This is a genomic window from Cryobacterium sp. TMN-39-2 (assembly GCF_004402745.1).
Taxonomy (GTDB): domain Bacteria; phylum Actinomycetota; class Actinomycetes; order Actinomycetales; family Microbacteriaceae; genus Cryobacterium; species Cryobacterium zongtaii.
The window spans coordinates 59451-81308 of the sequence record NZ_SOFX01000044.1 but is presented as its reverse complement, the minus strand read 5'-3'; the positions used below and the strand labels follow the sequence as shown (position 1 = coordinate 81308).

The 21858-nt window shown below is 68.8% G+C and carries 25 protein-coding genes and 1 tRNA gene; 17 read left to right on the top strand and 9 right to left on the bottom strand.

Annotated features, from left to right (window positions below):
- The 4 genes from E3O57_RS18810 to E3O57_RS18805 form a co-directional block, all read left to right on the top strand.
- Positions 1–797: acyl-CoA dehydrogenase (locus E3O57_RS18810; protein ID WP_166804768.1), on the top strand; the 797-nt coding region annotated here is incomplete at its 5' end.
- Complete coding sequence (locus tag E3O57_RS16835; protein ID WP_103460548.1) at positions 791–2221, top strand: bifunctional PIG-L family deacetylase/class I SAM-dependent methyltransferase; 1431 nt, start codon at positions 791–793, stop codon at positions 2219–2221. The genes E3O57_RS18810 and E3O57_RS16835, both read left to right, overlap by 7 nt.
- Complete coding sequence (locus tag E3O57_RS16830; protein ID WP_241990475.1) at positions 2218–2919, top strand: glycosyltransferase family 2 protein; 702 nt, start codon at positions 2218–2220, stop codon at positions 2917–2919. The genes E3O57_RS16835 and E3O57_RS16830 overlap by 4 nt, the downstream gene beginning before the upstream one ends.
- 91 nt (positions 2920–3010) lie before the next feature.
- Positions 3011–3172 carry a hypothetical protein gene (locus tag E3O57_RS18805; protein WP_165787843.1) on the top strand — a complete coding sequence of 54 codons (162 nt, stop codon included), beginning with the start codon at positions 3011–3013 and terminating at the stop codon, positions 3170–3172.
- 56 nt (positions 3173–3228) lie between these two features.
- Here the strand turns inward: E3O57_RS18805 and E3O57_RS16825 are convergent, their stop codons facing one another.
- On the bottom strand, positions 3229–3975 hold the full coding sequence (locus E3O57_RS16825; RefSeq protein ID WP_241980048.1) for an SGNH/GDSL hydrolase family protein: 747 nt from the start codon (positions 3973–3975) through the stop codon (positions 3229–3231).
- Between the two features lie 69 nt (positions 3976–4044).
- Complete coding sequence (locus E3O57_RS16820; protein WP_088455003.1) at positions 4045–4599, bottom strand: HEAT repeat domain-containing protein; 555 nt, start codon at positions 4597–4599, stop codon at positions 4045–4047.
- Positions 4600–4747: 148 nt separating this feature from the next.
- Here E3O57_RS16820 and E3O57_RS16815 point away from each other — a divergent pair, with 148 nt between their 5' ends.
- Genes E3O57_RS16815 through E3O57_RS16805 form a run of 3 tightly spaced genes read left to right on the top strand, consistent with a single transcriptional unit; the run spans position 4748 to position 7410 of the window.
- Positions 4748–5734, top strand: coding sequence for a methionine ABC transporter ATP-binding protein (locus tag E3O57_RS16815; protein WP_103478491.1), 987 nt, complete (start codon positions 4748–4750; stop codon positions 5732–5734).
- Positions 5735–5736: 2 nt separating this feature from the next.
- Positions 5737–6504: a methionine ABC transporter permease gene (locus E3O57_RS16810; RefSeq protein WP_255455763.1), complete on the top strand. Its 768-nt coding sequence runs from the start codon at positions 5737–5739 to the stop codon at positions 6502–6504.
- 39 nt (positions 6505–6543) lie between these two features.
- Positions 6544–7410 carry a MetQ/NlpA family ABC transporter substrate-binding protein gene (locus E3O57_RS16805; protein ID WP_241990474.1) on the top strand — a complete coding sequence of 289 codons (867 nt, stop codon included), beginning with the start codon at positions 6544–6546 and terminating at the stop codon, positions 7408–7410.
- Between the two features lie 50 nt (positions 7411–7460).
- On the opposite strand, the gene E3O57_RS16800 is transcribed toward E3O57_RS16805, so the two are convergent.
- Entirely contained in the window at positions 7461–7937 is a 477-nt protein-coding gene (locus E3O57_RS16800; RefSeq protein WP_103460546.1) for a GNAT family N-acetyltransferase, read from the bottom strand.
- A 64-nt stretch (positions 7938–8001) separates the two neighbouring features.
- Here E3O57_RS16800 and E3O57_RS16795 point away from each other — a divergent pair, with 64 nt between their 5' ends.
- The 3 genes from E3O57_RS16795 to E3O57_RS16785 are packed head-to-tail and all read left to right on the top strand — an operon-like array spanning position 8002 to position 10097.
- Positions 8002–8448 (top strand): MaoC family dehydratase N-terminal domain-containing protein, encoded by a 447-nt coding sequence (locus E3O57_RS16795; protein WP_088455006.1) that lies wholly within the window; start codon positions 8002–8004, stop codon positions 8446–8448.
- Positions 8445–8885, top strand: coding sequence for a MaoC family dehydratase (locus E3O57_RS16790; protein ID WP_103478478.1), 441 nt, complete (start codon positions 8445–8447; stop codon positions 8883–8885). The genes E3O57_RS16795 and E3O57_RS16790 overlap by 4 nt, the downstream gene beginning before the upstream one ends.
- Positions 8886–8891: 6 nt before the next feature.
- Positions 8892–10097 (top strand): UDP-N-acetylmuramate dehydrogenase, encoded by a 1206-nt coding sequence (locus tag E3O57_RS16785; protein WP_103478477.1) that lies wholly within the window; start codon positions 8892–8894, stop codon positions 10095–10097.
- A 196-nt stretch (positions 10098–10293) separates the two neighbouring features.
- Here E3O57_RS16785 and E3O57_RS16780 read toward each other — a convergent pair whose 3' ends face one another.
- Genes E3O57_RS16780 through E3O57_RS16765 form a run of 4 tightly spaced genes read right to left on the bottom strand, consistent with a single transcriptional unit; the run spans position 10294 to position 13988 of the window.
- Complete coding sequence (locus E3O57_RS16780; RefSeq protein WP_103460543.1) at positions 10294–10917, bottom strand: response regulator transcription factor; 624 nt, start codon at positions 10915–10917, stop codon at positions 10294–10296.
- The gene (locus E3O57_RS16775; RefSeq protein ID WP_103478476.1) at positions 10914–12167 is read right to left on the bottom strand and encodes a sensor histidine kinase; all 1254 of its coding nucleotides are present in this window, start codon (positions 12165–12167) and stop codon (positions 10914–10916) included. Before E3O57_RS16775 ends, E3O57_RS16780 begins: the two co-directional genes overlap by 4 nt.
- Before the next feature lie 46 nt (positions 12168–12213).
- Positions 12214–13095, bottom strand: coding sequence for an ABC transporter permease (locus E3O57_RS16770; RefSeq protein ID WP_103460541.1), 882 nt, complete (start codon positions 13093–13095; stop codon positions 12214–12216).
- Positions 13092–13988: an ABC transporter ATP-binding protein gene (locus E3O57_RS16765; RefSeq protein ID WP_103460540.1), complete on the bottom strand. Its 897-nt coding sequence runs from the start codon at positions 13986–13988 to the stop codon at positions 13092–13094. The genes E3O57_RS16770 and E3O57_RS16765 overlap by 4 nt, the downstream gene beginning before the upstream one ends.
- 121 nt (positions 13989–14109) lie before the next feature.
- Between E3O57_RS16765 and E3O57_RS16760 the strand changes: the two genes are divergently transcribed.
- Entirely contained in the window at positions 14110–14988 is an 879-nt protein-coding gene (locus E3O57_RS16760) for a hypothetical protein (protein ID WP_133159694.1), read from the top strand.
- 7 nt (positions 14989–14995) lie between these two features.
- On the opposite strand, the gene E3O57_RS16755 is transcribed toward E3O57_RS16760, so the two are convergent.
- Positions 14996–16198, bottom strand: coding sequence for a pyridoxal phosphate-dependent aminotransferase (locus E3O57_RS16755; RefSeq protein WP_088455014.1), 1203 nt, complete (start codon positions 16196–16198; stop codon positions 14996–14998).
- A gap of 151 nt (positions 16199–16349) precedes the next feature.
- Between E3O57_RS16755 and E3O57_RS16750 the strand changes: the two genes are divergently transcribed.
- The 6 genes from E3O57_RS16750 to E3O57_RS16725 all read left to right on the top strand — a co-directional run bounded on the left by E3O57_RS16750 (position 16350) and on the right by E3O57_RS16725 (position 19979).
- A tRNA-Trp gene (locus E3O57_RS16750) sits at positions 16350–16422 on the top strand.
- Positions 16423–16464: 42 nt separating this feature from the next.
- Positions 16465–16737, top strand: coding sequence for a preprotein translocase subunit SecE (gene secE / locus E3O57_RS16745; protein WP_088455015.1), 273 nt, complete (start codon positions 16465–16467; stop codon positions 16735–16737).
- A gap of 120 nt (positions 16738–16857) precedes the next feature.
- The gene (gene nusG, locus E3O57_RS16740) at positions 16858–17790 is read left to right on the top strand and encodes a transcription termination/antitermination protein NusG (protein ID WP_088455016.1); all 933 of its coding nucleotides are present in this window, start codon (positions 16858–16860) and stop codon (positions 17788–17790) included.
- 107 nt (positions 17791–17897) lie between these two features.
- The gene (rplK, locus tag E3O57_RS16735; protein ID WP_066592266.1) at positions 17898–18329 is read left to right on the top strand and encodes a 50S ribosomal protein L11; all 432 of its coding nucleotides are present in this window, start codon (positions 17898–17900) and stop codon (positions 18327–18329) included.
- Positions 18330–18464: 135 nt separating this feature from the next.
- Positions 18465–19154 carry a 50S ribosomal protein L1 gene (rplA, locus tag E3O57_RS16730; RefSeq protein WP_088455017.1) on the top strand — a complete coding sequence of 230 codons (690 nt, stop codon included), beginning with the start codon at positions 18465–18467 and terminating at the stop codon, positions 19152–19154.
- A gap of 180 nt (positions 19155–19334) precedes the next feature.
- Positions 19335–19979 (top strand): GntR family transcriptional regulator, encoded by a 645-nt coding sequence (locus E3O57_RS16725; protein WP_133159693.1) that lies wholly within the window; start codon positions 19335–19337, stop codon positions 19977–19979.
- A 61-nt stretch (positions 19980–20040) separates the two neighbouring features.
- Here the strand turns inward: E3O57_RS16725 and E3O57_RS16720 are convergent, their stop codons facing one another.
- The gene (locus E3O57_RS16720; protein WP_103478473.1) at positions 20041–21705 is read right to left on the bottom strand and encodes an ATP-binding cassette domain-containing protein; all 1665 of its coding nucleotides are present in this window, start codon (positions 21703–21705) and stop codon (positions 20041–20043) included.
- Positions 21706–21858 lie beyond the last annotated feature (153 nt).

Below are 21858 nucleotides of genomic sequence, written 5' to 3'. Positions count from 1 at the left end.
CCACCCTGCCGGGCGCGGGCGGCGCGGAGCCGAGCAGCTGGGGCGTCTTCGCGGCGGAGGGCCCCGGCCTGCGGGTCGGCGCCACCCGCAGCCCGGGAGGCTGGCAGCTGAGCGGCCGGAAGCCCTGGTGCTCGCTGGCCGGCTCGCTCAGCCACGCGCTCGTGACCGCGCACACCACGCCGGACGGTGAGCAGCCGGCCCGTCGGCGGCTCTTCGCCGTGGACCTGGCAGATGCCGGCGTCGCGGTGCAGGAGGACGCCTGGTTCGCGACCGGACTCAGCCAGGTGCCCAGCGGTCCGGTGGACTTCACCGGTGTCCCGGCGGTGCCCGTCGGTGACGACGGCTGGTACCTCACTCGGCCGGGTTTCAGTTGGGGCGGCATTCAGGTGGCCGCTTGCTGGTGGGGCGGCGCCGTTGGCGTGGCCCGGCAGCTGCGGCAGGCGGCAGAGCGGCGTGAACCCGACCAGATCCTGCTGTCCCAGCTGGGCGCCGTGGACCTGGCCCTGATGGGCGCGGGCGCGGCGCTGGCTGACGCGGCCGCGGCGATCGATCGGGGTGAGGCAGAAGGCACGGCCGGCGGGCTGCTCGCCGCCCGGGTGCGCGGCCTCGTCGCGCGTACCGTGGACGAGGTGCTCGGCAGGGTCGGGCACGCGCTCGGCCCGGCCCCGCTCGCCCTGGATGCCCGGCACGCCCGCCGGGTGGCCGATCTCACTCTGTACGTTCGCCAGCACCACGCGGAGCGAGACGATGCGGCGTTAGGCCGCCGGCTGCTCGCGGAGGAGGCGGCCTCGTGGTGAGCTTCACGCACGACACCGGCGGCACCAGTGAACGGCGCTGGGACGAGGCCGACTGGTCGGACCGGAACCGGCCGCTCACGTTGGAGGGCTGTGCCCGACTGATCGTGGTGGCCGCCCACCCCGACGACGAGTCCCTCGGTGCCGGTGGGCTGATCGCCGTCGCCGGGCAGCTCGGGCTGGCGATCACGGTGATCGCCGCCACGAACGGTGAGGCCTCGCATCCGCGTTCGCCCACCCTGACCCCCGCCGATCTCGCCGCGGTACGCCGGGTGGAGATGGTGAACGCGGTGCGGGCGCTCGCGCCGACGGCGACGGTGCGCCTGCTCGACCTGCCCGACGGTGACCTGTCCCAGCACCGCAACAGCCTGGAGGAGGCGGTGTCGCAGGTGGTTGCGGCGGACGAGGCGGCCCCCGGGCCGGCTGGCGGGACCTGGATCGTCGCCCCGTGGCGGTTGGACGGGCATCCGGACCACGCGGCAGCTGGCGAGGCGGCTGCCCTCGTCGCCGGCCGCACCGGCGCCAGGCTGTTGGAGTACCCGATCTGGGCGTGGCACTGGTCGTCGCCGGAGGACCCGGTCTGGCCCACGGGTGCGGACGGCACGGCACTGTGCCGCCTCGACCTCGACGCGGCGGCCCGGGAACGCAAGAACACCGCCATGGCGGCGCACACCAGCCAGGTGCAGCCTTTGTCGGACCGGCCCGGTGACGAGGCCATCGTGCAACCGGGATTCGCCGCCCACTTCGAGCGGGACCATGAAGTCTTCGTCGGCGCCGCGACCGACGTCCTCCCGGCAGCACCGGTCGCCGGGTCGCCCAGGGCCAGCCTCACGGCCGGCTTCTTCGACGAGTTCTACGCGGGGTCGGCGGATCCCTGGGGATTCGAAACCCGCTGGTATGAGGCCCGCAAACGCGCCGTGACCCTGGCGGCGTTGCCGCTGCCGCGCTACGGCGCCGCCCTCGAACTCGGCTGCTCGATCGGCGTGCTCAGCCGGGACCTCGCCGAGCGCTGCGACACCCTCCTGGCCACCGACATCAACGAACAGGCCCTCACCGTGGCCCGCGAGCGGCTGGCCGGCCTGGCCGGCGTGACAGTGGAGCGGCGCGCCCTGCCGGCCGAGTGGCCGGCCGGCACCTTCGACCTGGTGGTGCTGTCGGAGATCGGCTACTACTGCTCACCCGCTGACCTGGCCGTGCTGCTGGAACGGTGCCGGCGAAGTCTCACCCCGAACGGCGCTCTGGTGGCCTGCCACTGGCGGCACCCGGTGGGGGAATACCCGCTCGGCGGCGACGAGGTGCACGCGGCGCTCGCCGCCCTGCCCGGACTCGACCGCACCGTGCAGCACGTGGAGCGCGACTTCGTGTTGGAGGTCTACGAGCCGTCCCCGGCTCCCTCCGTGGCGCAGCGAGAGGGGCTCACGGAGTGACGACTCGCATCGACAGACTCATCGTGGTGGTCCCGGCCCGCGATGAGGAGAGCCGGCTGCCGCGGTGCCTGGCCGCGCTCGCCGCCGCCGTGCAGGCCGTCGAGGACGAGTTCGGCACGGACGCCCCGGCCATCTCGGTCGTCGTGGTCCTCGACCGCTGCACCGACGGGTCTGCCGAGGTCGTGGCGCAGTGGCCGCAGTTCAGGGCGTTGGAGTGCTCGGCGGGATCGGTCGGCTCGGCCCGCCGGGAGGGCGTGGCCCACCTGTTGACCGACGCGGCGGCGGCGCACACCTGGGTGGCCACGACGGATGCCGACTCCGCGGTTCCCCGGCGCTGGCTGACGGCACAGCTGGCCCTGGCCCAGGCCGGCACCGAACTGGTGCTCGGCACCGTGCTGCCCGACGACGAACTGCCGGTGCAGGAACGTGCCCGCTGGCACGGGTCGCACACCCTGGTCGACGGTCATCCGCACGTGCACGGCGCCAACCTGGGTGTGCGCGCCGACCGCTACCTGCAGGCCGATGGGTTCAGCGACGTCGACTCGGACGAGGACGTGCTGCTGGTGGAGGCGCTCCGCACCCTCGGCGCGCGGGAGTGCCGCACCGCGCTCATCCCGGTGCTCACCTCTGGCCGGCTGGACGGCCGGGTGCCGGGCGGATTCGGCGGCTACCTCGCCGACCAGGTGATGACACGCTGACGAAAACTCAGAAATAGCTCGCGATCAGCGCCGTCGGGGGTCTAACATCTCGAACACGAGGAAACCCTCGGTTCTAGGAAAGGTTTGACACATGAATCTTCTAGTCATCATCATCGCCATCGTGGCCGTGGTCCTGCTCATCACCGGCGGGCTCGTCGAGTCCCTGCAATTCCTGCTCTGGGTCGGTGTGGTCCTCGCAGTGATCGCCGTCATCGTCTTCCTGCTCCGGACGATCTCGGGCCGCAAGGTCTGATTCGTCCTCGACACCAAAAACGGGCCGCGTGGGCAACACGCGGCCCGTTCTGCGCCCTACGGCGTCTCGACGACGGTGAGCTCGGGGCGCTTGGGCGGGCGGCCGTCACCGGATGACCGGCCGGTGAGTCGGCGTCCGATCCAGGGCAGCACGTAGGCGGCGTAGTACGCGGCGGTGTCCTGGATGCGTTCCCGCGGCGGGGCCTCGCCGGCCGCGCCCTGGGCCCACCCGGCGGGAATCGGCACGTTCAGTGCGGTGAGCACATTCGTCGCGACCCTGGTGTGCCCGCGGGCGTTCAGGTGCAACTTGTCGGCCGACCAGAACCGGCCGTTCATGAGCTCGGTATCGATCCAGTTGTCGACCAGGGTCACGCCGGGCTTGCCGAAGGTCTCCCTGGCGGCCTCGGCGAGCCTGTCGCCGCGCTTCTGCATCAGGGAGCCCAGTGGCAGGTGCCTGGACGGGTTGCCGCCGCTGAGCACCACAACGTGGATGCCGTCGGCCACGGCCTTCTCGACGACGTGGTCGAGCAGATCGACGACGTAGGAGATTTCCACCCGTGGGCGCATCATGTCGTTGCCGCCGCCACATACCGTGAGCAGGTCGGGTTTCAGCGCCAGAGCCGGCTTGAGCTGGTCGCTCACGATCGGACCGAGCAGCTTGCCGCGGATGGCGAGGTTCGCGTAGGAGACCGGTTCGGGGGTGGCCGCAGCCAGCCCGATCGCTACGAGGTCGGCCCAGCCGCGAACCTGGCCGTCGGGCAGGTCGTCGCCGACGCCCTCGGTGAAGCTGTCACCGATCGCCACATACCGTCGGTACGGCTGTGCGTTTCGGTGCGGGGTGCTCTGATTCGGAGTGGGGATGGCGTTCGTGGGTTACTCCTTGGGCAGGTTGAGCCGGGTCATGATGGCATCGCGGGCCTGCTGGGCGGCGCGGCGCACATCCTTGTCGGGGTCGCGCAGGCGCACCACGATGGTGGGGATGTCCTGTTCGCGACCCTGCTCGGCGAGGGCGTTGAGGGCGGCGACCCGCACGCGGGGCACCTCGTCGGTGGTGGCCTTCACGAGCTTGGGCGCGACATCCAGCTTGCGCAGCATGACGACCTTCGCGCACATCTCGCGGATGCGCCAGGCCTCGTTGTTCAAGCCAACGACGACGTACGGCGCCGCGGAGTCGTTCCAGACGTGCAGCAGCGCACGGGCTCCCCACAGCTCGGGCCAGTACAGCGCCGGCGCTCCCTCGAGGATGCCGAGCGCGTGCCGGCCGCCCACGTAGAGCAGGAAGTCCTTGCCGGCGTTCTTGCCGCGCATCAGGGCTACGGAATGGTCGACGACTGTGGACTCGCCGTAGTGTTCGACGGCCTTGGCGAGTCGTTCGGCCGTGGGCAGGTCGATCGGAAGATCGGGGTGTGGGGTCAATTTGTTATGCATAACGAGTCAACGTTATCCCGCGCGGAGTGTCGGTGCGGCTTCCGGAGGCCCGGCGACTTATTTCGTCACAGTGATTTGGCCCGCGGCGTTGCGATTGACACACTCGGAATCACTGCGGTACAAGGCCGCGCGAACCCTCAGGACCACCGTGATCTCCGTACAGCACGTCTCCAAGACCTTCCGCTCCGGCGGCACCGTCACCGCTGCCCTGCAGGACGTCTCGCTTGAGGTCGCCGAAGGGGAGATCTTCGGGGTGATCGGTCAGAGCGGTGCCGGTAAGAGCACCCTGATCCGCGCGGTCAACCTGCTCGAACGGCCGGACTCCGGCACCGTGACCGTCGACGGCGACGAGCTCACCGCTCTCTCGCCCGCCGATCTGCGCCGTGCCCGCCGCAAGATCGGCATGGTCTTCCAGCACTTCAACCTGCTGGCCGGCCGCACGGTGCGCGGAAACGTGGAACTGGGGCTGGAGATCATCGGCGTTGACGGCGACGCCCGCCGCCGCCGTGCCCTCGAGATCCTCGACCTGGTCGGCCTCGCCGACAAGGCCGGCGCCTACCCGGCGGAGCTGTCCGGAGGTCAGAAACAGCGAGTGGGCATCGCCAGGGCGCTGGCCGGCAGCCCCAAGGTGCTGCTCTCCGACGAGGCCACCAGCGCGCTGGACCCCGAAACCACCCGGTCGATCCTCGACCTGGTCAAGACCATCAACACCGACCTGGGCCTGACGGTGCTGCTGATCACGCACGAGATGGATGTCGTCAAGCGCATCTGCGATTCCGCCGCGCTGATCGAGGGCGGCCGGATCGTCGAGCAGGGGCGCATCGTCTCGCTGATCTCCACCGCCGGGTCCCGCCTCGCGCACGAGCTCTTCCCGCTCGGCGCCGTGCCGTCGCTGCCGGGCGACACCGTCATCGACATCACCTTCAGCGGCGGGTCGGCCGACCGCCCCGTGATCGCGCAGCTGGCGCGCACCTACGGTCTGGACGTGTCGATCCTCGGCGCGGCCATCGAGACCATCGGCGGCAACCAGGCCGGCCGCACCCGCCTGGCGCTGCCGGGCAGCGCGGCGGGCAATGCCGCGCCCATCTCAGACCTGCGCAGCCAGGGCATGCTCGTCGAAATCGTGGGGGAGTAACCGTGCTTCTGGATCCATCGCTGCCGCAATTCTGGTCTGATCTGTTCCAGGTGCTGCTCATCGGCACCGGCCAGACCCTCTACATGGTCGGCGTCTCGCTGCTCATCACCATCATCGTGGGCCTGCCGCTGGGCATCGTGCTCGTCGGCACCGAACCCGGCGGCCTGTTCGAGAGCCCGTTCGGCTCCCGCCGGCTCGGCCGGGTGGTCAACCGGGTGCTCGACTTCATCGTCAACCTCGGCCGCAGCGTGCCGTTCATCATCCTGATGGTGGCCCTGATCCCGTTCACCAGGCTGGTGGTGGGCACCTTCATCGGGCCCACCGCCGCCATCGTGCCGCTGGCCGTTGTGGCCATCCCGTTCTTCGCCCGGATGGTGGAGATCGCGATCAAGGAGGTCGACACCGGCCTGATCGAGGCCGCGGAGTCGCTCGGTGCGACCCGTTGGCAGATCGTGTCCAAGGTCCTCGTGCCCGAGGCGCTCTCGCCGATGATCCTGGGCCTGTCGACCACGGTGACGTCCATCATCAATTTCTCGGCCATGGTCGGCACCGTCGCCGGCGGCGGCTTGGGCGACGTGGCCGTGCGCTACGGCTACCAGCGCTACAGCACCATCCACATGGTCGCCGTGATCATCGTGATCTTCGTGATCGTCATGGTGCTGCAGGGGCTGGCGACGATGCTGGCCAAGCGATTCGCGCACAGGTCCCGGCCGACTCGCGCGGAGACGACCGCGCCGGCCCTGCGTGCCAGCGCCGTCACCGGCGCGTAACCCCGACCCCACCCGACCGCGCCGCGTCAGTATGACGGCGTGGCCACCACCACCCACGAGAAGAGCCCTCCCATGCAGTTCACCTCCCGCGGAACGCGCCTTGCCGGTGCCGCCGTCACCCTCTCCGCCCTGTTCGCCCTCACCGCCTGCGCGGGATCGACCGACGAGCCCGCCACGACCGGAGCCGGCGACGACCTCGGCACGATCACGGTGGGCGCCCTGGCCACCCCGGCCGGCGACATCCTCAAGTTCGTGCAGGACAACCTGGCCGCCGACGCCGGGCTGGACATCACCTTCCAGGACTTCACCGACTACAACACCCCCAACGTGGCCCTGTCCGACGGTTCGATCGACGCGAACCTGTTCCAGAACGCCACCTTCCTGAAGACCTACAACGAGCAGGCCGGCGGCAGCCTAGTGAGCGTCGGCGAGATCTACCTGCCCAGCGCCGCGTTCTACAGCAACACCGTGGACTCCCTCGACGACCTCAAGGACGGCGCCACCATCGCCATCCCCAACGACCCGACCAACGAGGGCCGCGCGCTCAAGATCCTCGCCGCCGAGGGCCTGATCGAGACGACGGACGAGCCCACCTCGCTCGCCGACATCACCGACAACCCCAACAAGTACGAGTTCCGCGAGATCGAGAACGCCACCCTGCCGCAGGCCGTGCAGGATGTCGACGTGGCGTTCGTCACCATCTCGTTCGCTCTGCCGGCCGGGCTCACCGCCGACCAGGCGATCCTGATCGAGGGCTCGGACAGCCCCTACTTCAACGTGCTGGCCACCACGCCAGAGCTGGAGAACGACCCGCGCATCGTCAAGCTCACGGAGCTGCTGCTCTCAGACGAGACGCAGGCCTACATGGAGGAGACCTGGGGCGGACTGGTCATCCCCGCCGTCTGACCCTGACGAACCCGCGCACGCACGCCCCGTCACTGCCGGCCGCTACGGCCTCAGTGGCGGGGCTTCGTCGTGACAGCATCGAGGTCGAGCTCGAAGGCCGTCGCGTTCTCGTAGGGACCGTAGCTGCCGATCTCGGCGAATCCCAACCGACGGTACAGCGCGAGCGCCTCCGGCTGGGCGTGCCCGGTTTCAAGCCGCACCGTCTGATAACCGAGCTGGCGGGCGAGGCCGGCCAGTTCGCGCAGCATCCGGCTGGCGTAGCCCTGGCGGCGGTAGTCCGGGTTCGTCCACATGCGCTTGATCTCCACGACGGTGTCGTCGATGCGCCGGATGCCGCCGCCCGCGACCGTCGTGCCGTCGTCCAGGAGCACCACGAACGCTCCGGTCGGCGACTCGAACTCGCCGGCGTCGACATCCAGCACCGACTCGCCGGCGCCGTGCCCGTAGCGGGCGTCGTACTCCTGGCGCAGGCCGGTGAGCAGGGGGGCAACCTCGGGGGCGGTCAGTGCGACCTGTACGTAATCCACTGGGCCAAGTCTGCCCTAACCGGCCCGACCGAACAATTCTGCGGGGCGCAAGTACACTCGATACGTGTCCGTGAATCCAGCAATCCAGGGTCGGGTCTTTCCCGCCGTGCCGCCGTATCTGGTCGGCCGGGAGAAGGTGCGCGAGTTCTCGCGTGCAGTCTTCGCGACCAACCCGATCAATTTCGACCCCGACGCCGCCCGTGCCGCGGGGCACAGCGACATCGTCGCGCCGCCGACATTCGCCGTGGTGGTGCAGGAGGCGACCCTCGCCCAGCTGCTCGCCGAGCCCGACGCCGGCATCGACTTCACCCGGGTGGTGCACGGCGACCAGCGGTTCAGCTACAGTCGCCCCATCGTGGCAGGTGACGAACTCACCGCAACGCTGCGCGTCGCCAGCGTGAAGAGCCTGGGCGGCCACTCGATGGTCACCGCGGAGTCGACAATCGTCGATGCCACCGGCGCCCACGTGGTCACCGCCACCTCCACCCTCGTCGTCAGGGGAGACGAATGACCACCAGCGCACCCGTCACGCCCAGCCTCGAGAGCCTCACCGTGGGCGACATCGTCGTCGAGAGCAGCTTCCCGCTGACCCGGGACTCCCTCGTGCGCTACGCGGGTGCCTCTGGCGACTTCAACCCCATCCACTACCGGGACGACGTCGCCCACGCGGTGGGGCTGCCCGGCGTGCTCGCGCACGGCATGCTCACCATGGGCCTGGCCATCCAACCCGTCGTCGACTGGGTCGGCGACTCGGCCCGGGTGCTGGACTACCAGGTGCGCTTCACCCGGCCGGTGCCGGTGGACCCCGACCTCGGCGCCGTGGTGACCGTGGTCGCCAAGGTGGGCGCGCTCGACGCGGATGCCGGCGTGGCGCGGATCGACCTCACCGTGACCTTCAACTCCGTCACCGTTCTCGGCAAGGCGCAGGCGCGCGTCTCGCTGGTCTAGGCGACCATGACCGACCCCGTAGCCGCGCCTGTTCCGGCGCCCGTGACCCTGGCCGACCTGACGACCCTGCGGGTCGGCGGTGCCCCCGCGCACCTCGTCGCGCCGGCCGATGAGGCCGGCTTGATCCAGGCGGCCCTGGATGCCTGGGGCTCCGACGAACCGTGGGTGCTGCTCGGCGGTGGCTCGAACACCGTCGCGGCCGACGCCGGCTTCGACGGCACCGTCATCCGCGTGTGCACCCGGGGTGTGGAGGTGCTCGCCACGGCGGCCGAGACCGGCGCCGATGCGGATACCGACGCGGATGTCGACGGGCGCCCGGTGCGCATCCGTGTGCAGGCCGGCGAACCGTGGGACGACCTCGTCGCCCTCACGGTGGCCAACGGCTGGGCCGGCATCGAGGCCCTCTCCGGTATTCCCGGGACCAGCGGTGCGGCCCCGGTGCAGAACATCGGCGCCTACGGCCAGGAACTGGCCAACAGCCTGGCCGCCATAGACTTCCTCGACTTCGAGTCCGGCGAGGTGGAGCGGCTCAGCGCCGCCGAACTCGGCCTCGGCTACCGCACCTCGGTGCTCAAGCAGGGCCGCCGCGGAGTGGTGCTCGCCATCGAACTCGAGCTGCGCGACATGTCGGCACAGGCGGCCGTGCTCGGCAGCGCCCTGAGCCAGCCGGTGACCTACCCGCAGCTGGCCAACGCCCTCGGGGTACAACTGGGCGACCGGGTGCCGCTGGCCGAACTGCGCCAGAGCGTGCTCGGCCTCCGGGCCGGTAAGGGCATGGTGCTCGACGCCGCCGACCCCGACACCTACAGCGCCGGGTCGTTCTTCACCAACCCGATCGTCACCGAGAGCTTCGCCCGCACCCTGCCCGACGAGGCCCCGCGCTGGAAGCAGGCCGAGATCGAGCTGCCCGACCGGGTGATCCCGCTCGACGAGTACGCCGGTGTGGGGCCGATGCCGGGCGTCGAGGTTCTGCGCACGGTGAAGCTCAGCGCCGCCTGGCTGATCGAGAACTCCGGCATCCATCGTGGCTTCCGGCTGCCCGGCTCCGGCGCGGCGATCTCGAGCAAGCACTCCCTGGCCATCACCAACACCGGCACCGCCACCGCCGACGAGATCGGCCAGCTCGCCCGGTTCGTACAGCAGCGCGTGCAGGCCGACTTCGGCGTCATCCTGCACCCTGAACCCGTCTTCGTGGGCTTCTCACTGCTCTAGCCGCGGCGTCGCGAGTTGCGCGAAAAATCCCCTTCGGAGGCATCCGGAGGGGATTCTGCGGCAAGTCGGTGAGAACCCCTTGCGTGACTTGCGGGAAAAGTCCCTTCGGAAGCATCGCAATGGGCGTTTTGCGGCATGTCGGCGGTCCGCGAAGCGGCGGCCTGGCTGGCAGGCGGCACCAGGGCGAGCGGATGCGTCAGAGCAGGCGCAGCTCCATCGCGAGGGTGACCGCCCGGGTGCGGTCGCCCACGCCGAGCTTCTCGAACACGTGCAGCAGGTGCGTCTTCACCGTGGCCTCGCCGATGAACAGCGACCTGGCGATCTGCGGGTTGCTCTCGCCGGCCGCCACCAGACGCAGCACCTGCAGTTCGCGGGCCGACAGCCGGGGCGCCGGCGCGGCATCCGCCCGCACCCGCTGCACCAGCCGGGCGGCGATCACGGGCGCCAGCACGGTCTGGCCGCCGTATACCGAGCGCACACCCTCGATGATCTCCGCCTGCGGGGCCGCCTTGAGCAGGTAGCCGCTGGCGCCGGCGGCGATCGCGCCGAGGATCTGGTCGTCGGACTCGTAGGTGGTGAGGATCAGAACCCGGGTGGCCGGGTTCTGCGCCAGAATCTGCGCGGTGGCTGCGGCGCCGTCCAGGTGCGGCATCCGCAGGTCCATCAGCACCAGGTCGGGCCGCAACTCGCCGGCCAGACGCACCGCCATGGCTCCGTCGGCGGCCTCGCCGACCACCTCGATGTCGTCGGCGCCGCCGAGCAGGCCCACAATGCCGCCGCGCACGATCGGATGGTCGTCGGCGACCAGCACCCGGATCATCCGCGCCCGCCGGTGCTGGGCGCCGTCACCAACAGGGGCAGGGTCACCCGCAGCACCGTGCCGGAGCCGTTCTCCGCGTCGGTCACCTCGAGCCGGCCGCCCACCAGGCCGACCCTGTCGCGCATACCCGTCAGCCCGAAGCCGTGCTCGGACTCCGGGCGGTAAGCGCCCAGGCCCCTGCCGTTGTCGGTGACGGTGAGCGCGACCTCGTGGGGTGTGCGAGCGATGGCGATGCGGGCGGCGCCGGCGCCGGAGTGTTTGCGCACATTGGCGAGGCCCTCCTGACCGCAGCGCAGCAGGACCACCTCGAGGGCGCGGTCCAACGGGGGCAATTCGGTCCCGGGGTCAGCGCTCGCCGGGTCGAGGCCGGTGAGTTCGACGGTCACCTGGATCCCGGTCTCCCTCTCGAAGCGTTCCGCGAGCCGGGTCACGGTGTGAGCGAGGTCGCCGTCGGCGGCGCGCACCGGCGACATCGACGCCACCAGGGCACGGGCCTCGGTGAGAGCGTCGCGCCCGGTCGACTCGATCAGGTCGAGACTGTCGGCAACGGCCGACGTGTCGCCGGGAAGGGCGGCGAGTTCGGAGCGGGTGCGCTGGGTGAGCATCACCAGGCTGGTGAGGCTCTGCGCGATGGTGTCGTGGATCTCGCGGGCCAACCGCTCACGCTCGGCCGCGCTGCCGGCATCCCGCTGCGCCGCCGCCAGCTCGTCCTGGGCCAGGGTGAGTTCCTCCACCAACCGGCGCTGATAGGCGCCGGCCTCGACGATGCGGGAGATCCAGGTGCCCATCGCCAGGGCGAACGCCAGTGAGATCCCTTCGATGGCGGCCGCCTGCACGGCGGCGTCCGCCGTTCGCCCGCCGCTGATCCACAGGCCCAGCCCGGTCACGGTGGCCAGGGTGATGTTGAGCAGCACCGCGCCCCGGTATGTTCTGGCGAGCACCCAGAGAAACGGGAACACCAACGTCTGCAGCGTGGCCATGCTCGGGTCGAACGCCGTCGCGACGCCGCAGGCCACGATCACGACCACCCGGAAACCGGTGTCGGCAACCGAGGGCGCGACCTCCGGACGGTCGGTTGCCCGGGCGATCGCCATGCGGCCCCAACCGAGGTACGCCACGCCGACGGCCGCGAGGCTGAGGAGCGCCCCGATCCGTGCCGGTGCGCCACCGCCGGAGCCCTCGATCGCCATGACGGCGAGGACGGTCAGCGCCCCGGCGACCGCCACATCCCACCAGCGCCGTGTGCTCATGCGACAAGCATCCCATGTGCCGCACGCCCCGGGCACGGCGGGTGCATCAGGAGTCCTTGCGGATCCAACGGAAGGTGAGCCGACTGCCGACGAGCCCCACCACCAGCCAGATCAGCAGCGCGATCGCCACCAGGCCCAACTCCCAGGCGCCGTTCTGCTCCTGGGCGGCGAAGCTGTCCGGCAGGAACACCGCACGCATGCCCTGTGCCATCCACTTGAGCGGGAACAGGCTGGCGACGTTCTGCATCCACTCCGGCAGGGCGTTGAACTGCAGGTAGACGCCGGAGATGAACTGCAGCACCAGCACGATGGGGATCACCACGGCCGACGCGCTGCGGCCCGACCGCGGCAGGGCCGAGAGGGCGATGCCCAGGAACGCGCAGGTGATCACGCCGAGCAGGAACACCCAGATGAAGGTGAGCCACTTCTCCGGCTCGGTGGGCAGGGCGATGTCGAAGGCGAACCGGGCCACGATCAGCAGCAGCACGGCCTGCAGGATGCCCGTGACGAGCACCTGGCCGATCTTGCCGATGAAGTAGCTCAGCGGCGACAGAGGGGTGCCGCCGAGCCGTTTGAGGGTGCCGTCGCCCTTCTCGCCGGCGATGTCGATCGCGAGGTTCTGCAGGCCGGAGAGCAGCATGCCCGCGGCCAGCATGCCGGGCAGGTAATACGCGCCGACGCTGATGCCGCCGGAGCCGTCCGGGTTCGTGCCGATGTTGCCCTGAGCGCTGAACGCCGCGGTGAAAATGCCCAGCATGATGAACGGGAACAGGAACGTGAAGAAGACGGTGTCTGTGGAGCGGAAGTACAGCTTGATCTCGAAGCCGATGCGGGCCAGGCCCAGGCTGAACAGCCCATGCCGAGTAGTGCGGTGACCGACCGGTTGGGGCAACTGTGGGGTCGGTTGCGGGGTCAGGGTCGCGCTCATGCGAGTACCTCCGTGCTTGCGGTGTCACTGGTGCTGCCGGCCGCGTGACCGCGCACCAGGCCCAGGTAGATGTCTTCGAGGCTGGGTCGGATGACCTGCAGTTCGGCGGGTTCGCCGCCGAGGTCTCTGGCCAGCTGGGCGACCAGGCCGGCGGGGGTCTCGGTGCGCGCCTCCCGCTGCACCCCGTCGGCGTCTCGCCAGCGCACCATCGGGATGCGGGCGGCGGGGCCGCCGAGTTCGCCGATCGTGCCGATGTCGATGAGCCTGCCGCCCACGATGATGCCGGCGCGGTCGCTGAGCTCCGCCGCCTCGTCGAGGTTGTGGGTGGTCAGCAGAATGGTGGTGCCCTCACCCTTGAGGGTGCGGATGAGATCCCAGAACTGGTGCCGGGCCTCGGGGTCGAATCCGGTGGTCGGTTCGTCCAGGAAAAGCAGTTCCGGCCGGCCGATGATGCCCAGCGCAACATCCACCCGTCGTTGCTGACCGCCGGAGAGCCGGTGGATGCGGGTCTTCGCCTTCTCCTCAAGCCCGACCGCGGCGAGGACCTCCTCCACCGGTCGGGGGTTGGGGTACAGGCTCGCGAAGTGCCGCAGCTGCTCGAGCACTGTGGCGTTGCCGCTCTCACCGCTGGACTGCAGGACGATGCCGATGCGGGCCTTCCAGTCCAGACCGGCGTGCTGCGGGTCAACGCCCAGGACCGTGACGTCGCCTTCTGAACGGTCGCGGTAGCCCTCAAGGATTTCGATGGTGCTGCTCTTGCCGGCCCCGTTGGGTCCGAGTAGCGCAAAGGTCTCGCCGGGGCGGATGTCGAAGCTGATGTCGTTGACGGCATCGAACGCGCCGTACGACTTACTCAGCCGCGAGACGCGCACTGCCGGAGGTGAAGTAGTCATGTACCCACAATCGTCCCAGTGCTGATTCTGGGCAACACCCTCCCGACCGACCTGCCCATCCACCACCCGGTGGATGCCAAAGGTCGATAGGGTTCGGGGAACAAACCGGGGGAGAAACACCATGAACGACGCCAATGGAGCCAACACACACCAGGAGCCCACGGGAGCGGCGGGGGACCCGGCAGTGGCCGGCGCTCCGGTGAGCGGCGCGCCAGAGAAACGTCGCAGCGCGTTGCGGCCGTGGCTGTGGCTGCCGGTGGCGGGCTTCGCGGTGCTGTCCATCACGGGTGCGGTGGTCAGCGGTTTCCTGGTCGGCGGCAGCGTGGTCGACGGGGTGAACGCGGGCCGGGCCGGAGTGCTCGCGGTGCCGACGGAGGCCGCCACCGACGTCGCGGAGCCGACCGACGCACCGACGCCCGCGTCAACCTCCGGCGCCGATCTGGCCGGGCAGGAGGGCACCGTATCCCTCGACGACCAGGTCGACCTCGGGGGCACCTTCCCGGCGTGGGGATACCCGATCCTGGACGGCTGGGGGGTCACCGTGTTCGACGAGCAAGGCATCAACCAGTCCGAGAATTCGGAGCTCGGCTGCCAATTGACGTCATCCCAGAACGTGCAGAGCGCCTACGACGCCGGCGCGACGGACGATCTGACCGACACTCTCGCAACCGTGGATGCGCTTGAGCAGCAGCTGCTGTCGGCCGGAAACGACGCCACACTGGTCGGCGAACTCGGATTCACCGACTTCGGCATCAACCTGCCCGGCGCCGCGGAGCGCATCGAGTTCCTCACCACCCGTATCGACTACGTGGATCCTGAAGCGGGCGTGAGTTACACGAACGAGATCGCGGCCAGGGCGATGCCGCTGTCGGAATCGTTCATGTACATCGTGGTGCGGTGCCCGACCTCGCTGGTCGACGCCGGCGGCAGCCCGTTCGAGGAGCTGCGGGCCGGTCTCGCCGTCATCATCGACGGGCCGGGGAAAGTCGGTCCGGAGTGAGCCGGGCCTAGGAGAACAGCTTCTGCAGGCGCTGGACACCCTCCAAGAGCGCGTCGTCACCGAGAGCGTAGGACAGCCGCAGGAAGCCGCTGGGGCCGAAGGCCTCACCGGGAACCGCGGCCACCTCGGCTTGATCCAGAATCAGGTCGGCCAGCTCGAGCGAGGAGGTGGGGGTGACCCCGCCCCAGCTGCGGCCGAGCAGTCCGGTCACGTCGGGGTAGACGTAGAACGCGCCCTGCGGGGTGGGCGTGCGGATGCCCGGGATCTTGTTGAGCTCGGCGACGATGAGCTTGCGCCGACGGTCGAACGCAACCCGCATGGCCTCTGCGTCGTCCTGCGGGCCGTTCAGCGCGGCGATACCGGCGCGCTGGGAGATGTTCGACACGTTCGAGGAGAGATGTGACTGCAGGTTGGCCGCGGCGGTGATCGCATCCTGGGGCCCGACCATCCAGCCCAACCGCCAGCCGGTCATGGCGTAAGTCTTGGCGACGCCGTTGACCAGGATGGTGCGGTCGGCCAGCGCCGGGACGACCTCGACGATCGAGACCGCTTTGACACCGTCATAGGTGAGGTTCTGGTAGATCTCATCACTGATGACCCAGAGCCCGTGCTCTTGGGCCCATTCGCCGATGGCGCGGGTCTGCTCCTCGGAGTAGACGGCGCCGGTGGGGTTGGACGGCGAGACGAACAGAAGCACCTTGGTGTTGTCGGTGCGGGCAGCCTCAAGCTGCTCCACGGTGACGAGGTAGCCCTGGTCGCTGCCGGCGAACACATCAACGGGAACGCCACCGGCCAGGCGGATCGCCTCGGGGTAGGTGGTCCAGTACGGAGTGGGCAGAAGCACCTCGTCGCCCGGATCGAGCAGGGTGGCGAAGGCCTGGTAGACGGCCTGCTTTCCACCGTTGGTCACGAGGACCCGGGACGGGGGCACCGCCAGGCCGCTGTCCCGCAGGGTCTTCGCGGCGATGGCCTCGCGCAGGTCCGGCAGACCGGCCGCCGGGGTGTACCGGTGGTTGCGGGGGTCGGACACGGCGGCCAGTGCGGCCTCGACGATGTGCGGCGGGGTGGGGAAATCGGGCTCGCCCGCAGCGAAACTGATCACCGGCCGGCCGGCCGCCTGCAGCGCCTTGGCCTTGCCGTCGACCTTGAGGGTCGCGGACTCCGCGATGGAGCCGATTCTGGTGGAAATCCGTTTGATGTCGTGTGCCACGGTACGAGCATACGGGGCGGTCGTGTTCGAGGAACAGAGGGGCTGGCTTTACAGGGCTCTCGCCGTGACCTAGACTTGGTCCGGTAGTTGAAATCTGCCAAGCTTTTTTGCGCCTATTTTGGTCGTTTGAAGCTGGACGGTTTCGCTTCATAGGGTGGTGGCTCAATTGGTAGAGCAGCGGTCTCCAAAACCGCAGGTTGCAGGTTCGAGTCCTGTCCGCCCTGCAAGTCGGTGGTCTTTCCGCCGGCCCACGAAAGGTGTAACAGGTGGCCCGAAAAGTTATCGACGAACCCAGCGAGGAAATCGTCGCCAACGCCAAAGTGGCCCGCGAAACCAAGCGCGGACCATTCGCTCGGGTGTCCCTGTTTATCAAGCAGGTCCTGGCCGAACTTCGCAAGGTCGTCACCCCGACCCGCAAGGAACTGCTCAGCTACACCGGAGTGGTTCTGATTTTCGTCGTGATCATGATGGCGCTGGTATCGGCACTCGACTGGGTGTTCGCGCTCGTCGTCACGTACGTATTCGGCACTCCCAGTTGACCGGTGCCGCGAGAGCGGCATCCAGACTGATCATGCACGTGGATCGGTGAGCCAGCACCACAGCTGTGAACAACACTGTGCGGCCTCACGCCCACGCAATAGAAGAAGGATTGATATTTAGTGACTGAGACCAATCGCGACGACGTCGACTGGGCCACCGCCGCCGAGCAGTCCGCCAACGACGATGAGGCGCAGGAGGGCAACACCCTCGCCGCCGACGAAACGTCCGTCGAAGCCGCCGAGCAGGTCGCCCTGCACGTCGAAGACGAGAACGCCGACATCGAAGTCGATCTCGACGCCGCCCTGGACGCTCTCACCGAGTCGACCGACCCCGAAGCCGACGCCATCGTCGAGGACGCCCTCGACATCGACAACGCCGACGAGGCCGAGGCCGCCGTCGAAGCCGTCGAAGACGAAGAAGAGGTCGACGCCGAAGACGAAGACCCCTACGAGGCCTTCCGCAAGGAACTGCGTTTCCAGCCCGGCAAGTGGTTCGTCATCCACTCCTACGCCGGTTTCGAACGCCGCGTGAAGTCGAACATCGAGAACCGCAAGCAGTCGATGGCCATGGAAGATTACATCTACCAGGTCGAGGTCCCGATGGAAGACGTCGTCGAGATCAAGAACGGCCAGCGCAAGATGGTCACCCGTGTTCGCATCCCTGGCTACGTGCTGGTGCGCATGGATCTCAACGAAGACAGCTGGTCCGTCGTGCGTCACACCCCCGGCGTCACCGGCTTCGTGGGCAACGCGCACAACCCCACCCCGCTGCGTTTCGAAGAGGCCTTCGGCATGCTCAAGGGCCTCGTTGAGATCAAGGATGTTCCGGCCACCAAGTCCGGTGCTCCCGGCAAGGCCGCGCAGCGCGTTCTGCCCGCCGAGATCGACTACGAAATCGGCGAGACCATCACGATCAAGGAAGGCTCGTTCGCGGGCCTGCCCGGTTCGATCAGCGAGATCAAGCCCGAGAGCGGCAAGCTCATCGTGCTCGTATCGCTCTTCGAGCGTGAGACCCCGGTCGAGCTCAGCTTCGACCAGGTCACCAAGCTTTAGGCTCCGCCGGCCTCCAGCCAGCAGAGCCCTGAACCACCGGGGCCCATCCGGGCCACCGGGAGAGCGACCTTCGCGGCCGCTCGAACATCAATAACGAAGGAAGAACAATGGCACCGAAGAAGAAGGTTACTGGTCTGATCAAGCTTCAGATCAAGGCCGGCGCCGCCAACCCCGCACCGCCCATCGGGCCGGCGCTGGGACAGCACGGCGTCAACATCATGGAATTCTGCAAGGCATACAACGCCCAGACGGAATCCCAGCGCGGCAACGTCATCCCGGTTGAGATCACCGTTTACGACGACCGTTCGTTCACGTTCATCCTGAAGACCCCGCCTGCAGCGGAGCTCATCAAGAAGGCCGCCGGAGTTGCCAAGGGCAGCGGAACGCCGCACACCGTCAAGGTTGCCAAGCTCACCAAGGCGCAGGTTCGCGAAATCGCCGAGGCCAAGATGGTTGACCTCAACGCCAACGACCTCGACGCTGCGTCGAAGATCATCGCCGGAACCGCTCGCTCCATGGGCATCACGGTCGAGGGCTAATACCCCTTCGTTCGATTCGTCGAACACCAGCCGACGGGCATGATCGATCTCGATCTGCCGACAGGCACCAAGTGGAAGAGCCAGCCAGGCTCACGAAAACCACGCTCTCAGCACATGCATCTACAGGAGATTCAAATGGCACAGAAGTCAAAGGCCTACCGCGCTGCGGTCGAGAAGATCGAAGCCGATAAGTTCTACACCCCCACCGAAGCCGTCACCCTCGCCCGCGAGACCGGTTCCGTCAAGTTCAACTCCACCGTTGAGGTCGCGCTCAAGCTCGGCGTCGACCCCCGCAAGGCAGACCAGATGGTCCGCGGCACCGTGATTCTTCCTCACGGCACCGGCAAGACCGCCCGCGTCATCGTCTTCGCAACGGGCCCCGCGGCCGACGCAGCCATCGCTGCCGGCGCCGACGAGGTCGGTGGCGACGAGCTCATCGAGAAGGTGGCCGCCGGCTACACCTCGTTCGACTCTGCAGTCTCGACCCCCGAGCTCATGGGCAAGGTCGGTCGTCTCGGAAAGGTCCTGGGCCCGCGCGGCCTCATGCCCAACCCGAAGACCGGAACCGTGACGCCCGACGTGGCCAAGGCCGTGAACGACATCAAGGGTGGAAAGATCGCCTTCCGCGTCGACAAGCACTCCAACGTGCACTTCGTCGTGGGCAAGGCTTCCTTCTCCGCCGACCAGCTCAACGAGAACATCGGTGCCGCACTCGAGGAGATCGTTCGCCTCAAGCCGAGCTCTTCCAAGGGCCGCTACATCATGAAGGGCGCCGTGTCGACCACGTTCGGCCCCGGCATCCCGCTCGATGTGAACAGCATCTAAGGATTCCTTCGTGAAGGAAGGGCCCGTCGAAAGACGGGCCCTTTTTCGCGCCCTGATGACCTCGCTACCCCCAGTACGAGGCGACCGATCCTGATTTTCCGCCGTATCCCTCTTTTAGGGGCCGCGGTGTGTAAAGCTCGACGTGCGGCGGGGTGTGCCTCTGCCCAGGGGGAGGAATCCGTGGCGTCAACAGGCGGTGAAACGGTTTACCTGACCCTGCGCGCCCGCATCCTGTCAGGCCAGTTGAGCGCCAACACCATGCTGAGAGAACAGGCTCTGGCCGAGGAACTCGGAGTCAGCCGGACCCCGGTGCGAGAAGCTCTCCGCCGACTGGACGAGGCCGGGCTGGTGACCTTTGTGCCCAATCGTGGTGCCACGGTCGTGGCCTGGAGCGTCGAGGAGGTCCGCGAGACGTACATGGTGCGGGCCGGACTCGAGAGCCGCGCCGCCGGGCTGGCGGCCAGCCGCATCACGGCGGAGGAACTGGACAGGCTCGCCGCGCTGATCGACGCCATGGAACCCGTGTTGACAGCGGATGACGACGCCGGCCTCGCCGCGCTGAGCAGCCTCAACGCCGAATTCCACCACATCGTGGTTGCGGCCTCTCGCAGCCACCAACTGATGACCCTCACCTCGTCCGTCGCCAGGGTGCCGCTGATGGCGGCCGCCTTCCGCCGGCGCGGCGCCGAGTACCGCGCGCGCAGCAACCACCAGCATCGCGACATCCTCACCGCGCTGCGCACCGGAGACGCGATCTGGGCCGAGGTGGCGATGCGGGGGCATATCCTCGGAGCCCGCAACGCCGTCTCGGGCACCGAGGGCTGATCTGGTCGGCGCCGCCTGGCCGGCACCGTCCAGCCGGCACCGTCCAGCCGGCACCGTCGGGTCAGCGGCCGATCGGCCGTGGCCCTGATGAGCGGTCGGCGAGAATCCGCTGACTGTGCGGGTGACGGGGGTCGATGAGCAACTCGGGGACCGAAGCGTGCTCGACGATGGTGTCGTCGCTCATGACCGCGACGCGGTCGCACCTGGCGATGATCTCAGCTCTGGGCGATGCCACGATGAGAGTGAAATCAAGTTGCTTTTGGAGCGCATGCAGAGAGTCGAGGAAGCTCTCCTCATCGGCCGTGTCGAGGCCCTCGGTCGGATTGTCGGCGATGAGAAGCTGTGGCTCGCGAACGAGGGCACCGGCGAGCAGCACCCGCTGGCTGATCAGCGCCGAGACCTGATGCGGGTACGCCCACAACACGGCCTCGACGTTGTCGACGCCGACGGCGGTGAGAAGCGCGGCGGCGGCGGAGCGGGCGCGGGATCGGGAGTGTCCCGCGCGTCCGGCCAGGATCCCGGCGAGTTGGTGGCCGATGCGGACGTCGGGGTCCAGACGATCCGCTGCCGGTGCCGGGAGAAACCCGATCTGCTGCCCGCGCAGGTGCCGGAACTCCCCTTCCGCGAGGCCGACGAGTTCGGTGCCGTCGAAGAGGATCGACCCGGACCGGATCGGACTGTCGAGCGGGAGCAGACCCGCGATGGCGTGGCACAGCGACGAGGTGGCGTCACTGCCGCCGCCGACGACCGCCAGCGCCTGACCGCGCGTCGCAGTGAGGCTGATGCCGTGCAGCGCGTCTCGAGGCTCCTGCGCCGAACCGTCGTGCAGGCAGAGGTTCCTGATATCGAGGAGGTCGGTCGAACGAAACGTCGTGGAAGGCAGGGCCGGTTTGACCTGACGGGAGTCCGCCAGAAGCGCGGCGGCGAGTCCGCCGGGCGTGGGCCGGGTCTGCCGCGGGGCCGCGGGGCCGAGTACGGCCGAAGCGACCGTGACGCCGGTCATGATCACTCCGACTACGCACAATAGGCAGGCGCCGAGCACGAACGGGAGGCTCTCAGCGGGCAACAACGGCAGCATGGTCGCGAGGGACGGTGTGGTGAACACGGCCTGGACCGTCAGCGCGCTGGCGTAGAGCACCAGGAACTCGACGAGCAGGACGGCCAGGATGGTGGGCAGCGTACGACGGAACACCCGGCGGATGACCGGTGCGGTGGTGGGAAGGCCACGGCTGCGGGCGGTCTGCACGTGTCCCTCGATCGCGGCCACCCGAGTCGCAGCGCGCACCGACGCCGTGATGGCCGTGGCGGCCCCCAACACGATCACGGTGGCGGGCAGCAGCACGGAGCTCAGCGCGCTCGCGCCGGCACGAGCCGTCGGACCGTCCTCCAGCACCGGCATGAGTTCGGCCTGGACGGCGAACCAGAAGACCAGAACGAGCGCCAGCCAGGCCAGGCAGACACCGATACCGGCCCCCACCAGCGACCGCAGCCTCGGGTCGATCCAGCCGCTGCGACGGGCGGCCACCAGGCCCCCGCCCAGGCCCAGCAGGCCGGAGAGGATCGGTGCGGCCAGCGTGCCGGCGGTCGCGAGGGGGAGCCGGTCCGAGAGCGGATGCAGCAGCACGCCGTCGGCGCCACTGAGCCGCGCCGCCACCAGCACGCCGGCGCCGGCCAGGCAGGCCAGGATCAGCAACCCCAACCGTCTGGGCCCTGCAACTGTGCGCATGAGTGCTCGGATCTGCTTGGTGCGGCCACATCACCGCCTTGCGGAGTATTCGCATCGGACTTGAGCTAACTGTATGCAACAAAGACGTCTGTGGGCGCCATCTGTTCCCATGTCGCCCCGTTTGGCTGGTTGATCGATGCAACATGTATGCAA